This is a genomic window from Hyalangium minutum, assembly GCF_000737315.1.
Classification (GTDB): Bacteria; Myxococcota; Myxococcia; order Myxococcales; family Myxococcaceae; genus Hyalangium; species Hyalangium minutum.
This window is the reverse complement of sequence record NZ_JMCB01000012.1, coordinates 214,661-230,014: the sequence shown is the minus strand read 5'-3', so window position 1 is coordinate 230,014 and position 15,354 is coordinate 214,661. Positions and strand designations below refer to the sequence as shown.

Below are 15,354 nucleotides of genomic sequence, written 5' to 3'. Positions count from 1 at the left end.
AGAAGGAGATGAAATACTTCGGCGGGCTCGTGGTGCTGCTGTACGCGGCCATGGCCTTCTCAGGTTGGGAGCCCTTCACGACGGAAGAGCGGGGTCGCGTGCCGGATGAGGTGCGGCGAGGCCCTAACGGCGTGTTCCTCTGGACCGGTGGATTCCACGGAGGGAAGTGATGTTGCTACTTGGTGTGGTGGTGAGCTGGCAGGGCCTTCTGGCAAGCGTCATCTATTCGCTCATCGGTCTGGCCGTGTTTGTCGCGGGCTTCTACGTCATCCGCTTCATCCTTCCCTACGACGTGCACAAGGAGATCGAGGTCGACCAGAACACGGCTCTGGGCATCGTCATCGGCTCCTTCATCCTCGGTCTGGCCATCATCATCGCGGCGGCCATCTCCGGATGACCGCGGGCCGTGAAGTGAAGTGAAGACTTGAACAAGACGCTGCTGTTCGTCACCGTCCTCGTCATCGCCACGTGTGGGCTCATCTACGAGCTCATCGTGGGAGCGCTCGCCAGCTATCTGCTGGGGGACTCGATTACTCAATTCTCCACCGTCATCGGCGGCTACCTCTTCGCGATGGGGATTGGCAGCTACCTCTCGCGCTTTCTCGAGAAGGGGCTGGCCCAGCGCTTCGTGGAGATAGAGCTGGGCGTGGCGCTGGTGGGGGGCCTCTGCGCCCCCCTGCTCTTCATGACGTTCGCGCTGACGGACGTGTTCCGGGTGGCGCTGTACGGCAGCGTGCTGGTGATTGGCACGCTGGTGGGGCTGGAGATTCCGCTGCTGCTGCGCATCCTGAAGGACGAGGTGAAGTTCAAGGACCTCGTCAGCCAGGTGCTGACGTTCGACTACCTGGGCGCGCTGGTGGCGAGCGTGTGCTTCCCGCTCTTCTTCGTACCGAAGCTGGGGCTGGTGCGCACCTCGCTGGTGTTCGGGCTGCTCAACGCGCTGGTGGGGCTGTGGAGCACGTGGCTGTTGGGGCCGGTGCTGGCGCACCCCACGCGGCTGCGGGTGAAGGCGGTGGCCCTGTCGCTGTTCCTGCTGGTGGGCTTGGCGCTGGGGGATCGGCTGACGACGTTCTCCGAGGAGCAGTTCTACGCGGACGAGATGGTGCACTCCTCCACGTCGCCGTACCAGCGCATCGTGGTGACGCGGGGCAAGCGGGGCTTCTCGCTGTTCCTGAACGGGAACCTTCAGTTCGCCAGCGTGGACGAGTACCGCTACCACGAGTCGCTCGTGCACCCGGCGATGGTGCGGGCGGGCTCGGTGGAGCGGGTGCTGATTCTCGGGGGCGGGGATGGGCTGGCGGCGCGCGAGGTGCTGCGCTACCCGGAGGTGCAGTCGGTGACGCTGGTGGATCTGGATCCGGCGATAACAGGGCTGGCCACGAAGTACGAGGAGCTGGTGAAGCTCAACCACCACTCGATGACGCACCCGAAGATGAAGGTCATCAACACGGACGCGATGAACTTCCTGGCCGAGGGTGAGGGGCTCTACGACGTGGTGATTGTGGACTTCCCGGACCCGAACAACTTCGCGCTGGGGAAGCTGTACACCACGGGCTTCTACAAGCTGCTGAAGAAGCGGCTGGCGAAGGACGGGGTGGCGGTGATTCAGAGCACGAGCCCGTTGTTCGCGCGGCGCTCGTACTGGTGCGTGGACACGACGCTGAAGGCGGCGGGGTTCTGGACGGAGCCGTACCACGCGCTGGTGCCCTCGTTCGGCGAGTGGGGGTACGTGCTGGTGGCGCACGAGCCCGTGCCGCGCCGCCGAGCGCTGCCCGAGGGCCTGTCCTTCCTGGATGACCGGACGCTGGAGAGCCTGACGCAGTTCGCGCCGGACATGGGGCCGTTGCCGGTGGAGGTGAATCGGCTGAACAACCAGGTGCTGGTGCACTACTACGAGGAGGAGTGGCGGCGGTGGAACTGACGCGGCGGGAGCTGATTGCCGCGTTCTTGGGCTCGGCGGTGGCGGCCAGCGCGTGCCGGACCTCCCGGAAGCGGGAGCCGGTGCCGGGTGCCATCGTGGACCGGGCGGTGGAGACGGGGCACCGCCTGCGGGGCGGTCCGCTGCCGCGTGCCGAGGTGGCCGAGCCGGTGGATGTGCTCATCGTTGGAGCGGGGGCGGCGGGGCTGTCCGCGGCGTGGCGGTTGGCGGGGGCGGGGTTGAAGGACGTGCGGGTGGTGGAGCTGGATGACGAGGTGGGGGGCACGTCGCGCTCGGGGAAGAACTCGGTGTCCGCGTATCCGTGGGGCGCGCACTATCTGCCAGCGCCAATGGGCGAGCAGGGGGCGGTGCTGCGGCTGATGCGGGAAATGGGGGCGGTGACGGGGACGGACGCCGAGGGGTATCCGACGTTCTCGGAGGAACTGCTGATCCGCGAGCCAGACGAGCGGCTGTTCTACCAGGGCGAGTGGTACGAGGGGCTGTACCTGCGAGCGGGAGCCACGGCGGACGACTTGGCGCAGGCGCAGCGCTTCGAGGCGCGGATGAACGCGTTCGGAGCGGCAAAGGACGCGAAGGGGCGCAAGGCGTTCGCGGTGCCGACGGCGCTGTCGAGCGACGACGCGGAGTGGACGGCGCTCGACAAGGTGAGCATGGCGCAGTGGATGGAGGCCGAGGGCTTCCGCTCGCCGCGCTTGAAGTGGGTGGTGGACTACGCGTGCCGGGATGACTACGGGGCGACGTCCGAGCACGTGTCCGCGTGGGCGGGCATCTGGTACTTCGCGGCGCGCCAGTACGGGAAGGGAGAGCGCAGCGAGGGCTTCCTGAGCTGGCCCGAGGGCAACGGGCGGTTGATCCGGCAATTGCTGTCGTCACTGTCGCCGAAGCAGGTGGAGCGGCACGTGCTGGTGCACACGGTGGAGCCTGGGGCGGAGGGCTGCCGGGTGGAGGCGCTGGAGGCGGGAACAGGGAAACCGCGGGCGTTCCAGGCGAAGCAGGTGGTGTTCGCGGGGCCGCGCTTCGTGGCGGGCCACGTGGTGGCGCCGTGGCGGCAGCAGCGGCCCGAGTGGATGGGCGCGTTCACGTACGGGCCGTGGGTGGTGGCGAACCTGACGCTGTCGAAGCCGCCGAGGGGAAGAGGATTCCCCCTGGCGTGGGACAACGTGCTCTACGAGAGCAAGAGCTTGGGTTACGTGGTGGCGACGCATCAGGCGCTGCGGCAGTACGAGGGCGGGCCTACGGTGCTGACGTGGTACCTGCCGATGGCGGGGGCGGACGTGAAAGCCGAGCGAGAGAAGGCACTGTCCGCGGGCTACGGGGAGTGGGAGGCGATGGTGATGGCGGACATGATGTTGGCGCACCCAGGCATCGAGGAGCAGGCCCTGCGGCTGGAGGTGATGCGGTGGGGGCACGCAATGGTGCGGCCTTCTCCGGGGTTCATGTGGGGCCCGGCGCGGTTCGCGGCGCAGGAGAGCCTGGGGCGCACGCTGCACTTTGCGCACACGGACCTGGGAGGCATGGCGCTGTTCGAGGAAGCCAACTGGTTCGGAGTAAAGGCCGCCGAGCGGGTACTGAAGGAACTCGGGCACTCCGTGACGAGCTGGCTGTAGCGGTGGAGCTGTCTCCCACGGTGGACGCACCGTCCACCGGACGAGACTCGTCGCACGCCTGAGCTGAGGGCTTTTCCCTGCGGACGCTCTGAATCTTCGTGTTGGCACGCGTCGTGCTGGATGCCGCCTCGCATGTCCGGCCCGCACGATCTGTTCGCACGATTCGCTTTTGGCCAGCCCGAGCGGGCTGCAGCGGAACTGCGTGCCATGTTGCCACCGGAGTTCGTGGCCGGGGTGGACTGGTCCAGTCTGCGCCGCGAGTCTGGCAGTGTGGTGGACCCGGAACTCCGAACTCCGCGCCATTGTCTACTACCTGCTCAAGGTCGGAGCCGCGGACGCGCGTGAGGCTCTGGGGCGCGTGTTACATTCGCTGGCAGGTGCGCAACGGAAGGAGGAACTGATGCGAACCATGGCGGACGAACTCATAGAGGAGGGGCGCCAAAAAGGGTGGGTCGAGGGGCGAGCGAGGGAGCGCGCCGAGGGAGTTGTTCGCATCTTGACGACGAGGGGTATCGCCGTAGACACGGATGCTCGCCAACGCATCCTGTCGTGCACAGACCTGGATGCGCTCGACCGGTGGTTTGAGCGTGCCCTGAAGGTCGCGAGCCTCTCGGACGTGTTTGCGAGTGGGTAAAGAGCGGAGCGGTACTTCTGCTCCGCCAGATTCTTCAATTCGCGTCATCCACAGCTTCAGAGTCTCGACAAATCCGGGCCAATGCGGATGGCGAACCGCTCCCTTCTCCGATGCCGGACCGGTGAGGAATCCGGCTCGGACGAGGACGACGTACCGTTGCGCTGTCCCACCGCCGCCTCCCAGCCGCGCCGGGCCTGCAGTGGTGGAACCTGCGAGTCCACCTCCTGCCCATAGATCCACGCTCCACACCGCCACAGCGCATCATGGCGCTGGAGCAGCAAGGTCCAGAACCGGTCGCGCAGCTCGGTGGCCTCGGCCAGGGAAGGCAGTGCACCGTCAGCGGACCCCCTCCCCGCAGCGCTCCAGCTGCGCTGCTGTTGCAGGATCGCGAACGCCAGCCCCTGCACGAGCCACGGAAGGGAGCGCAGCTCTTCCACATCGACATCGGGAAGCTGGCCCAGCTCCGCCTCATGGCTCAGCACCGCCTCGACCCCGCGCGTCACCGTGTCGTGGACGAGCACTGCGTTCGCCTTGCACTCCTGAAGCGTGTTCACCTCGACCGCGCGAGCCGCGAGAAGAAACGCGTCATACGCCTCTTTGGAGCTGAGCCTCTCCAGCTTCGCCCGCTCATCGGGAGTGGGTATCACTGCGGCGGAGTTGTCTCCCACGGTCTCGGGCATGGCCCAGATCCTACGAGGCGCGGATCGCCGCTGCAAACCGGGTTTCTCCGCCTGCGCTCGAGCCCTACAGAGGGGGAGCCTGGGTGGCTCCAGTCTGCGCGGGCTCACCCAGGAGCAGCCGAAGCTCGGCGCGGCGGTTATGCTCGCGGCCTTCGGTGGAGGCGTTGCTGCTCACCGGTCTCCGGAAGCCGAAGCCCTGGGCGACCAGCCGCTGGGAGGGAACACCCTTCTCGATGAGGTAGCGCCGCACCGTCTCCGCGCGCTCCTGAGAGAGTGTCCGATTGGAGGCCTCGGAGCCCACTGTGTCCGTGTGGCCTTCGATGACGACCCGCTGGATCTCCGGATGCTCCAGGAGCACCTCCGCCAGCTGGTCCAGCACGGGAGAGGAGCCTGGGAGCGTCGAGACACCCGTGTCGAAGAACACCTGTCCGTGGAGGACGAGCCGATCGCGGGTGAGGGTGACGAGGGGGGGCTTCTCGGCGGGACACCCGTTCTGTGCCGCAGTCCCCCTTTCACGGGCACAGGCGTCCACAGCGTCCACCACGCCATCTCCATCCGTGTCGGGCTCGGGCTCTGCCGAGCTCTGTCCGTCGTCCGGAGAGGATGGCTCCGGTTTGCTCTGCTCCGTGGACAAGGGCTCTGGGGTGGGCTCCGGCAAGGAGGGAGGGGAGGACGTGCCCTCTCGCGGTGTCTGCGAGGAGGACTTGCGAGGGGGCAGGGGCGTGACGAGCTCGTAGAAGACCTCTTCCGGAGGCGGTGTCGGCTCCGCGCCGAGGAGGATGGCCAGACCCGCGAGAGCTCGGAATCGAGGGGTGCCCGGCTCCGCGCCGAAGCCCGCGCCACCGAGGGCGAAGACCTCCCACAGCGCCGAGGGGGAGTACCGCAGCCCACCCATCACCTCCGCGCTGGTTCGGCTCTGTTCCCAGGAGAACGCGGCGCGCGCGGTCACCTCGCCCCGGAGCGTCTGGCCGACCGTCAGCCCCGCACCGAAGCGGGCTTCACTGCCTACCCGGTCCTGAGTGCCCAGGCTCGTTCCAAACACCACGGTGGGGCGCAGCAGTACACCCGCCTCGAGGGCCGGCGTCACGATTCCAAAACGTCTCCCCAGGAGGAGCCGGCCTCGCGCGCTGACACCGGGATCGCGCACCAACGCTCCCTCGGGCCCGACGGGCAGACCCGCGCCCAGCTCCATCGCGAGGTGGACGGCCTGCTGAGGGGTGGACTTCAGCAACCCCAGCCGGGCGCTGAGCCAGGACATGCCCAGGCCACTTCGCGAGGGAGAGCGGATGCCCAGCGACGTCGGATCATCTCCCTGTTGGACGGCCACGCCGCTGAGCTGGGCATCCAGTTCGAGCCAGGGCAGGACGCCATAGGCCAGCGACAGCCAACCCGTGGTGCGATCCCGGAGGAGGGAGAGCCGCTCGCCCTCGATCTGCACCGCCAGAGGACTTCGCTGGTAGTGCCCCACCAGAGAGACACGCAGCGCCCGCTCGGGAAGCAGCTCTCCACTGCCCAGCGTCATCGGCCCGAGGCCCGGGTTCAGCTCCAGGCGCTCCAGAGAGAAGGAGGGGAGGGGCGTGACCTCCTGGGCCTGGGCCACGGAGGCACAGAGCAGCAGCGCGAGCGCCACACTCCTCCTGCCGTGTCCACGTTGATCCGGGGCTGCACCCATCGGCGCATTATTCGCCAGGGATGCCCGGCTGGCGACAAAGTGTACAGACCCGAGGAGATGCCGCAGTCTTTCGCGCGGAGCCGGCGCGACCCCATGCCTTTCGATGTGCGGCAGATTCTCCAGCAACTCGACGCGGCGGAGCCCTCCAACGCGGACCTGCCGAAGTGGCTCGAAGAGAGCTGGGCGGATCCGGATGGCTTCATCGCCGCGTTGACCGCTGCTCACACGGGCCGGGGCGTGCCGTCCAAGAGCCGCCCAGGCGAGCACTACGACTTCTATCAGGACCTGGTCGTCCAGCACGCCAACATGGAGCGCGTGGCCTACCGGATCTTCGACCGGCTCAAAGGCTGGCAGACGCTGACCTACCGCCAGCTCCACGATCGGGCTTCCCGGAGAGCCACCGAGTGGGAAGAGCAGGGCGTCAAGCCCGGCGCGACGGTCTGCCTGCTCTACAACCCGTGCATCGAGCTCGTCATCTCGCTCATGGCCTGCCTGCGTCTGGGGGCCTGCTTCAGCCTGTTGCCGCCGCAGGGGACGTGGTTCGTCACGCGCCGGCTCGCGGCGCTCAAGCCCAAGCACATCGCCGCTGAGCCCCACCAGCTGCCGCTGCTCAAGGGCTTCGAGAAGCTCCTGCTGAGCAGTCGGGGCATGGCCGCGCCCAGCTTCGCCTCGTACACCTACAAGCCGGCGGAGCCGATCGGCCTCCTGTTCTCGCCACTGAATGACCCGCCAGATCAGCCCGTGCAGCTCACGGCCGTGGATGCGTGGCTCGGCGCCATGTGCGACGGGCTGCTGACCTTCTCGCTCAGTGGAGGAGATCACCTCGCCGGGCCCGGCTACCACTTCCTCCAGCACCAGCCGGCCCTGCTCTTCGCCTGCCTGCTGCGAGGTGCCACCTTCCTTCACCTGGAGCTGGCGGACCTCAAGAAGGAGCCCGAGCTGCTGTCCGCGTACCCCATCCGCGCGCTCGGCGTCTCGCCCAAGCTTCGGGAGCTGCTGCTGAGCTCCAAGAGCCGCAACCTCAAGAACATCTCCCACTGGTTCCGGAACCCCGAAGAGCCCCTCGACTGGAAGGGCTGGCGCACGTGGGTGAATGAGTTCAACCTCGACAAGGTGCCTTGCTCCAACGTCCTCGTGGATTCCACGTCGGGAGGCGCAGTGGCGGGCTCCCTGCGGCGCGTGGGGGACATCCACATCGACGCGGCCCCCGCCGCGGGCCGCGTGTGGGAGTTCCGCGATGTCGTGAGCAAGAAGAAGGCTGCGGGGGACATGGGCATCTACACGCTCCTTCCCGACAAGAAGCGGCTGCCCGGCTACGCGGTCCTCTCGCGCATCCGCGATCAGTACTCCTACACCGGCACGAAGGACATCCGGCGGGAGGGGCGAATCTATCCCGCCTCCGAGGTGGTCGACGCCCTCGAAGGGTTGCCCTTCAACGCCGGTGCCTCCGTGGTCCCTGTCCCCATGGGAGGCCTTCAGGGCCACAAGTTCGTGCTGCTCGTCTTCACCGGCGCGGAGCCCCCTGCGGTGACGGACAAGGAGGCGGGGGGCCGAGATCAGGAGCTCCGCCGCACCCTCGAGCAGCGGCTGGGCGCGGAGTTCCAGCCCGACGTCATCGAGTTCTTCCCGCTCTACCCACGACGGACGAAGAAAGGAGCCGTTGACGACGCCTGGTGCCGCTCGCAGTACCAGACAGGTGCTCTCCATGCCAAGACGAAGGAGCCGATGTTCCTGGCCCTCACGGCGATCCGCGGCCGTTTCCTGGCGAGCGAGGAGGGCTCGGGTGACGATGGGCCGGCCAAGTGAAATGACGGAGGTCGCATCATGGGAGCACAGGTCGTCATGGGCGCCACGCTGCAGTGCAGCTTCGGAGTGGCGCCGTCCACGTTGATGGTTCTGCCGGCCAACCGCGTGATGGGCTCGACCCCCGCGGCCAACATCATGGACAACGTGCCGATGCTGAACGTGATCCCCTTTGGCATGTGCAGCTCGCCCGCGAACCCCACGGTCGCCGCGGCAACGGCCGCCGCTCTGGGCGTGCTCACGCCCATGCCCTGCGTGCCCTTCACGGTCGCTCCCTGGCTCCCCGGCGTGCCCACGGTCCTCATCGGCAACATGCCGGCCGTGGACAACACCTGCAAACTCATGTGCACCTGGGGCGGAGTGATCCAGGTGATCAACCCCGGCCAGTTCGTGGTGATGGATGGCTGACGCGGCTGAACTGCCTCCGCTCGACGGCGGTCTGCTGGAGAAGCCGATCCAGGGCTCGCCGCCGAGGCAGGATGACACCGAGGACGAGGATCCACGGTTGGACACCGTGGACGCCTATGTCACCAAGGCCGAGTACGACATGGCGGCGCGTACGGCCGAGGCGCTGCTGCGGGATGGCATCCGGGATGTGCGCATCATCGGCCCCTACCTGATGGGCAGCTTCGTCAATCAGGGCCTGAAGGGGATGCCCCGCATCTTCCGCTCGGTCATCACGACACTGAAGGAGAGCCTGGGAGCGTTCGGTCCAGAGGAGAAGAAGACCCTCCTCGCCAACACCAGCGTGCGCTGGCTGTTCAAGGGCGTGAACCGGCAAATGCTGCACCACGAGAAGCTCAAGGACGCGGAGTGGAAGCGTTGGCGCGAGCCCTCCAACCGGGCGCCTGTCGAAGAGGCGCTCTCCCTCGGCGCGTCCGCCCTCGCCGCCTGCACCGAGGCGCTGCCGGGGGGGGACTGTGAGCAGGCCCTCCGCCCGGTGTTGGCCTGGCTGCAAGAACAGCTGAGCGCGCTCCCTGTGACCGGGACATCTGTCCCTGTGAAGAAGGAGGAGGCCCCGGCCGCCGCCGCGCCTGAGAGCGAGGAACCGCTGGAGGACGAGGAGGCCGAAGAGCCAGAGACCGATTCTGAGCCGCGGCCCAGCCCTCGCGCGCACGCTTCCAGTCCCGGCCTGCCCATCTCTCCCGCCATGGAGTTGCTGCTGCGCAAGCTCCACGCATTCGACGTCCTGGTGGAGCAGGAAGACTTCCTCAAGGCGGGCATCGTCGCCGCAGATGTCCTGGGCGTCATTGAGCGCTTCGATCCCCGGGTCTACCTGCCCATGCTCTTCACCCGCTTCTTCGCGGGGCTGAGCACCCATGCGGAGACGCTCGAGCCCCTGCTGCACAACACGGAGTCGCTGGCGTTCCGGTCGCTCGATCAGCTGTACCGGGTGGATCTCGACTCTTTCCTGGAGCAGCACACCCGGGAGGAGGAGTAGGCCTCCATGCCACCGGAGCCCAGCACGCGAGGGAGCCTGTTTCCTCCCGAAGAGCGGGAGCGCATCCAGGCGCTCATTGCCAAGCGCATTCAGGACTTCGATGTCCCCGCGCTGCTCGACGTGCTCGCCAGGCTAGGCTACTCCCGGGACGAGGTCGAGTTCCGAAGCCATCGCAGCCAGGCGCACCAGCCTCAGTTGCTCCACTCCATCCAGTTCGTCACGGAGCCGTACCAGGGCGTCATCGTCACCGGGAACCTGGGCCTGCTCACGGTGCAGACACCTCTGCCTTCGTTCTTCTTCCAGCGGATGCACCAGCTGGATCAAGACATGATGGAGGACTTCCTCGGTTTCTTCGATGACGTGCTGCTGCGCGAGCGCTTCAAGAGCCTGACCCCGGAGCGGGACGAGTCGCTGCTGCCCGGGTGGAGCGAGCCGGAGTCGCTCGTGGACCGCCTGACGCTGCTGCGCTTGTCGAGCCCGAGCAGTCTGCACTGGCTGGTGGCGAAGGTCTTTCCCGAGGCCGAGGTGCTCGTCCGGCGGGAGCCGCGCCGCCAGCGGGTGGACGCGCCCAACCTCCTGCTCGGGTACACCGTCCTGGGAGAGGGGCCTCCCATGGGCGGCTACTCCCTCGTCCCGATGACCGGCCTGGAGGTGTGGATCTACCTGGACGAGGCGGTAACGGACACCGCGGAGCCCTGGGCCGAGGAAGCTCAGCGCCGGCTCAGCCGGGACATCCTCCCGCTCCTGCGCGAGATGCCCCTGCCGCTCACGGTGTTCTTGGTGCTGCGCGAGCTGCACGGCTATGCCCGGATCGACCCTCGGAGCTACGTCGGCTTCGATCCCATCATTCGAAATGCCGGACCGAAGCCCTCCCAGGACAGCGCCGAGCCCCCCAAGGTGATCATCCTCTTCCAGGGACTCACGTCCGAGTCGGAGGCCGACCCCGCTCTGTCAGGTCAAGCCGAAAAGTTGACCCGCCGCTGATCGCGTCTAGCGTTGAACGCGGATCAACCAGCAGGGCTCGATCCTTCGCCGAACGCGAGTGTGCGCGGGGGCGGTTGGGGACGCGTCCTGATTCCGGGAGACAATTACCGTGGCAATCCAGGATCAACTGCCCAAGTCCCGTATCACCCTGACGTATCGGACGACGATCAACGGCGAACCCGAGACGGTCAAGCTGCCCTTGAGGTTGCTGATTCTGGGTGACTTCTCGCACAACTCATCGGTGGACCGCTGGAAGCGGGCCGAGCCTGTCCTCACCAAGAATGACGACGGCGAGCTCGTCCCTGTCTACGTCCAGGACACCGATGCCAACGGCGCGCCGAAGGTCGATGCCAACGGCAATCCCGTCTACAAGACGGATGCAAGCGGCAACAAGATCCCCAAGAAGCTCGACAAGGAGCGGGACCTGGGCGAGCGCGCGCTGCGCTCCATCACGGGCAACAACATCAACTCCGTGATGAAGGACATGGACATCCGCCTCACGCTCACGAACGTGAGGGATTGGATCAGCTCCCAGGGTGGCACGATCGAAGTCAAGGACATGCCCATCACCGGGATGAAGTCCTTCCACCCGGATGAGGTCGTCAAGAAGGTGCCCAAGCTCAATGGCCTGCGGCTCCTCCGCAAACTGCTGGAGGAGATTCAGGCCAACATCGACAACAGCAAGGGCCTGCGCACGAAGATCCGGGAAGTCTACGAGAAGGCCGAGCGCCAGAACGTCGTGGCGGCCATCGAAGGCACTACGGCAGGGACGTACAGGGGCCTGCAGCTCCCCGCCGACACCACCTCGGGCGCGAGCACTCCCGCGGCGGCGAACACCACTCCCGCGGCGAACACCACCCCGGCGGCGAACACCACTCCCGCGGCGAACACCACCCCGGCGGCGAACACCACCCCGGCAGCGAACACCACTCCCGCGGCGAACACCACTCCGAGCGGCACCGCCAACACCCAGATGCTGACGGACATCTTCGGGACCGTGGATCTGAAGCCGCCTCCGGAGACAATGAAGAAGCCGCTGGTCGGTACGGACTACGTCGAGGTCAAGGTCGAGCTCTCGGACGAGAAGCTGTCCGAGGCCAACCGGCTGGCGTCCTCGCTGGCCGCGCTCCTCCAGAACGTGGAGGGCGTGAAGATCAGCAAGGAGAATGAGCAGCCCAAGTACCGCTTCGACAAGGGCCAGGTCGCCAAGGCCATCGAGCGGGCCGACGAGCTGATCAACCTCCAGATGAACGAGATCCTCCACCACCCCGAGTTCCAGCGGCTGGAGGCCACTTGGCGCGGACTGGAAGACCTGGTCGAGAACACCAACTTCAAGGCCGACATCACCATCGACATCCTCGACGTGGACAAGGAGGAGCTGCGCCAGGACTTCGAGAACAACTCGAGCGACATCTTCTCCGGCGAGCTCTTCGAGAAGGTCTACATCAAGGAGTATGACCAGTACGGCGGCCGGCCCTTCGGGACCATGATCGGCCTGTACGAGTTCGACTCGACGAAGCAGGACCTGGACTGGCTGCAGCGCATGGGCAAGCTGGCCAACGCGGCCCACTGCCCGTTCGTCACCGCCGCCAGCCACAAGTTCTTCGACGGCAGCTACGCCAGCGCTCAGGCGGTGGAGGCCGTCAAGGATCTGGATGGCCACCTGGCCCACCCGAAGTTCAGCAAGTGGAACAAGCTCCGGGACACCGAGGAGGGGGCTTACCTCGGCCTCACCTTCCCGCGCTACGCCCTGCGCCTGCCCTGGCATCCCGAGAAGAACCCCTGCAACGACCTCGCGAACTTCGAGGAGGACACCCGCCAGGACACCAAGCGGGAGATGCTGGCCCGGTACGACGAGGCGGACCTCAAGGAGATCCAGAAGCTGGACCAGGAGGGGTTCTCCAGCCCGGATGATCCGCGCAAGAAGGCCGACAAGGACACCCGTCCGGTGGATCCCAGCAAGTACCTGTGGGGCAACTCGGCCATCCTCTTCGCCCGCAACCTGGTGAAGGCCTTCGAGATCGCCGGCTGGTGCCAGGCCATCCGCGGCCCCAAGGGCGGCGGCCTCATCACCGGCCTGCCGGTGGACACCTTCCCGCTGCGCGGCCAGGACGAGATCATGCCGCCGGTGGAGATCGCCATCCCGGACTACCGGGAGTACGAGTTCGCCCGCAACGGCTTCATCCCGCTGGTGTACCGCAAGAGCTCCGGCGACGCGTGCTTCTTCAGCACCCAGGCCATCAAGGTCTCCAAGAAGTTCAAGGACCCGAAGGACTCGGAGAACTCGCAGCTCGTCACCAACCTGGCCTACACGTTCTCCATCACGCGGCTGGCGCACTACATCAAGTGCATCATGCGCGACAACATCGGCAGCACCGCGGATGACGTGTACATCCAGCAGCAGCTGGAGTCCTGGCTGGCCGGCTACGTCACCACGGTGGCCAACCCGGATGATCTCACCGTGCGCCGCTTCCCGTTCAAGGCCACCACGGTGGAGGTCATCTCCAAGCCCGGTGAGATCGGCTGGTACGACTGCAAGGTCGCGGTGCTCCCGCACATCCAGTTCGAAGGCCTCAATGTCACGTTGATGCTGGAGTCCCGGCTCGGCTCGGCGAAGTAGTCCCGGGTGGAACCCGTTCATATTCTTTAGGAGTGGGAAATGCCTCAATTCGCGCGTGCACTCGACGTCTACCAAGGCTTCAACTTCAAGAAGGACAAGCAGACGCCTGTCGGCTACATCACCGCCATCTCCATCGGTGATCAGGCGCTGACGGCGGATCAGGAGACCATCAAGGATCCTGAGCAGCCGGCCAACAACATCAGCTCCAAGGTGGTGGCGGTGCTCAACCACTACCTGTGGGAGACCGGCGTCACGGACGCGATGTACTTCTCCGGCCAGATCTCCACGGCGAACAAGCAGCTGCTGGCGCAGCTCATCTTCGGCTCGTTCGCCAACATCAACGTGACGTTCAACTACGTCATCTACGAGTACGACCCGCTGGCCAAGAAGTACTTCAAGTCCAACTACGTGGACTCGGCGCTCAACGGGATGCTCGAGAAGAACGGGGACGACCTGAACATCTCCGTGGCGGATGACGAGTCCAGGGAGGTGCAGTCGCCGAAGAACTTCACCTTCCAGATCGGCATCAAGCCGCAGTCGACGGAGCAGTCAGTGAACGTCGCCACCGCCTCGCAGAAGAACATCGTCAAGCAGTGGGGCGTGACGGAGACGGCCTAGCCGCCCGCCCAGGACGTCTGTCCGGAGCCAGTCTGCCTCGGCTCCGGACGGACGCACGAGCCCGCCATGAGGGACGAGGAGTACAAGCTCGCGAGGGTCCGCTGGGAGGTGGGCCAGCCGCTGCTGCCCGAGCACTTCCTCGCCCAGGAAGAGGCGTTCGAGGCGGCGCTGCGGCTGCGCGCCAGCTTCAATGGGCTGCCCTCTTACGGCGTGGCCTCGCTGCGCTGGAACACAGGGCAGCTCAATGAGGGCATCCTCGCCCTCCAGTCGCTCTCCGCGGTGACCCGGGGTGGCATCGTCCTCCAGGTGCCCGGCAACGCGAAGATGGTGAACGAGTTCGCGCTGGATGACGCCGGCAAGGACGAAGTCACTGTCTACCTCCATGTCCTCAAGGAAGAGACCGACGCCAAGGACATTGGGCTCTACAAGGGGGAGAAGCGCATCAAGCGCGTGGTCCGCCAGCTGCGGCTCTCCATCGACCCGACCACCGATGACGAGGTGGATGAGTCGCTGAAGATCGTCCGGCTGCGGAAGGAGGACAAGCGCTGGCAGCTCGTGAAGGGGTGGGCGCCGCCCCTGCTCCTGGTGGGCCCCAACCCCCTGCTGGACTGGCTGCTGGATGACCTGGACAAGCTGCTGCCCGGCGTCCAGGAGCAGCTCACCACCCACGTCGTCCAGGACACGATGCTCCACCCGAGCAAGCGCAGCCATGCGTACCGTGTCCTCACCGAGCTCTTCCAGGTGCGCTCGATGATGGATGACCTGAAGAACCGTGAGGTCTACCCGCATCCCTACCGCCTGTATGACGCGCTCCGGCGGCTGTACGCGGAGGCCTGCGCCTACGTGGGCGAGGTGCCCAAGGGCTACCTGGGGAAGAACCCGAAGGATCGGCTCAAGACCTACGATCACGAGAACCCGGGGCCCGCGCTGGCGGAGCTCTACGGGTTGCTGGAGCGCAGCCTCAAGCCGGAGTCCACCCAGTCCACCCACGAGCGCTTCGAGTACCAGAACGGCCGCTTCATCCTGCAGCTCCCGAAGGAGGCGGAGACCGCCAGGGAGCTCTACCTCCTCATCCGCCGGGGCAGTGACGGGACGGCCTTCTCGACCAACGGGCTGAAGCTGGCCGCTCCCGCTCGTCTGGCCACCGTGCGCCGGCTGGCGCTTCGGGGCATCCCCTTCGAGCACGTGGTCCAGGTGGAGTTTGCCCACGCGCTGGACGCGGACATCGACTGGTACCGCGTGAAGTTCAAGGGCCACGAGGAGTGGCTGAACGTCCTGAACGAGGGCAGCCTGGCCTTCTTCGACACGCCTGAGATCAGCGAGGACGCCTGGGTCTCCCTGTTCTGGCGCGTGTGA

15 protein-coding genes are annotated in these 15,354 nt (G+C 66.5%); 13 read left to right on the top strand and 2 right to left on the bottom strand.

Translation table 11 applies throughout. The annotated features are described in order from the left end of the window. Positions 1–8: 8 nt before the first annotated feature. The 6 genes from DB31_RS49730 to DB31_RS50750 all read left to right on the top strand — a co-directional run bounded on the left by DB31_RS49730 (position 9) and on the right by DB31_RS50750 (position 4,180). Positions 9–170 carry a hypothetical protein gene (locus DB31_RS49730; protein ID WP_169787107.1) on the top strand — a complete coding sequence of 54 codons (162 nt, stop codon included), beginning with the start codon at positions 9–11 and terminating at the stop codon, positions 168–170. Further along, complete coding sequence (locus DB31_RS28550) at positions 170–397, top strand: DUF350 domain-containing protein (RefSeq protein ID WP_044193236.1); 228 nt, start codon at positions 170–172, stop codon at positions 395–397. The genes DB31_RS49730 and DB31_RS28550 overlap by 1 nt, the downstream gene beginning before the upstream one ends. A gap of 27 nt (positions 398–424) precedes the next feature. Beyond that, the gene (locus DB31_RS28545; protein WP_044193234.1) at positions 425–1,921 is read left to right on the top strand and encodes a polyamine aminopropyltransferase; all 1,497 of its coding nucleotides are present in this window, start codon (positions 425–427) and stop codon (positions 1,919–1,921) included. Next, positions 1,912–3,546 carry an FAD-dependent oxidoreductase gene (locus DB31_RS28540; protein WP_205628576.1) on the top strand — a complete coding sequence of 545 codons (1,635 nt, stop codon included), beginning with the start codon at positions 1,912–1,914 and terminating at the stop codon, positions 3,544–3,546. Before DB31_RS28545 ends, DB31_RS28540 begins: the two co-directional genes overlap by 10 nt. Before the next feature lie 120 nt (positions 3,547–3,666). After that, entirely contained in the window at positions 3,667–3,891 is a 225-nt protein-coding gene (locus DB31_RS50755) for an Rpn family recombination-promoting nuclease/putative transposase (protein ID WP_338034325.1), read from the top strand. A 64-nt stretch (positions 3,892–3,955) separates the two neighbouring features. Continuing rightward, a complete protein-coding gene (locus DB31_RS50750) occupies positions 3,956–4,180 on the top strand; it encodes a hypothetical protein (RefSeq protein WP_240486932.1) in 225 nt (74 codons plus the stop codon). A gap of 56 nt (positions 4,181–4,236) precedes the next feature. On the opposite strand, the gene DB31_RS28530 is transcribed toward DB31_RS50750, so the two are convergent. Together DB31_RS28530 and DB31_RS28525 are read right to left on the bottom strand one after the other, a co-directional pair. Then, on the bottom strand, positions 4,237–4,860 hold the full coding sequence (locus DB31_RS28530) for a hypothetical protein (protein ID WP_044193231.1): 624 nt from the start codon (positions 4,858–4,860) through the stop codon (positions 4,237–4,239). 64 nt (positions 4,861–4,924) lie between these two features. Next, on the bottom strand, positions 4,925–6,490 hold the full coding sequence (locus tag DB31_RS28525) for an OmpA family protein (RefSeq protein WP_044193229.1): 1,566 nt from the start codon (positions 6,488–6,490) through the stop codon (positions 4,925–4,927). A gap of 135 nt (positions 6,491–6,625) precedes the next feature. Between DB31_RS28525 and DB31_RS28520 the strand changes: the two genes are divergently transcribed. From DB31_RS28520 to tssK, 7 genes are all read left to right on the top strand, one after another. Beyond that, positions 6,626–8,338, top strand: coding sequence for an AMP-binding protein (locus DB31_RS28520; RefSeq protein ID WP_044193379.1), 1,713 nt, complete (start codon positions 6,626–6,628; stop codon positions 8,336–8,338). Positions 8,339–8,356: 18 nt separating this feature from the next. Next, the gene (locus DB31_RS28515) at positions 8,357–8,743 is read left to right on the top strand and encodes a DUF4280 domain-containing protein (RefSeq protein WP_044193227.1); all 387 of its coding nucleotides are present in this window, start codon (positions 8,357–8,359) and stop codon (positions 8,741–8,743) included. After that, positions 8,736–9,776, top strand: a complete 1,041-nt coding sequence (locus tag DB31_RS28510) for a type VI secretion system protein IglI family protein (RefSeq protein ID WP_044193225.1) — start codon at positions 8,736–8,738, stop codon at positions 9,774–9,776. Before DB31_RS28515 ends, DB31_RS28510 begins: the two co-directional genes overlap by 8 nt. 6 nt (positions 9,777–9,782) lie before the next feature. After that, entirely contained in the window at positions 9,783–10,760 is a 978-nt protein-coding gene (locus DB31_RS28505) for a hypothetical protein (protein ID WP_044193223.1), read from the top strand. Positions 10,761–10,869: 109 nt separating this feature from the next. Continuing rightward, positions 10,870–13,380 (top strand): type VI secretion system contractile sheath domain-containing protein, encoded by a 2,511-nt coding sequence (locus tag DB31_RS48080; RefSeq protein WP_083968778.1) that lies wholly within the window; start codon positions 10,870–10,872, stop codon positions 13,378–13,380. Positions 13,381–13,419: 39 nt separating this feature from the next. Beyond that, entirely contained in the window at positions 13,420–13,998 is a 579-nt protein-coding gene (locus DB31_RS28495) for a hypothetical protein (RefSeq protein ID WP_044193221.1), read from the top strand. A 66-nt stretch (positions 13,999–14,064) separates the two neighbouring features. Further along, positions 14,065–15,354: a type VI secretion system baseplate subunit TssK gene (gene tssK / locus DB31_RS28490; RefSeq protein ID WP_044193217.1), complete on the top strand. Its 1,290-nt coding sequence runs from the start codon at positions 14,065–14,067 to the stop codon at positions 15,352–15,354.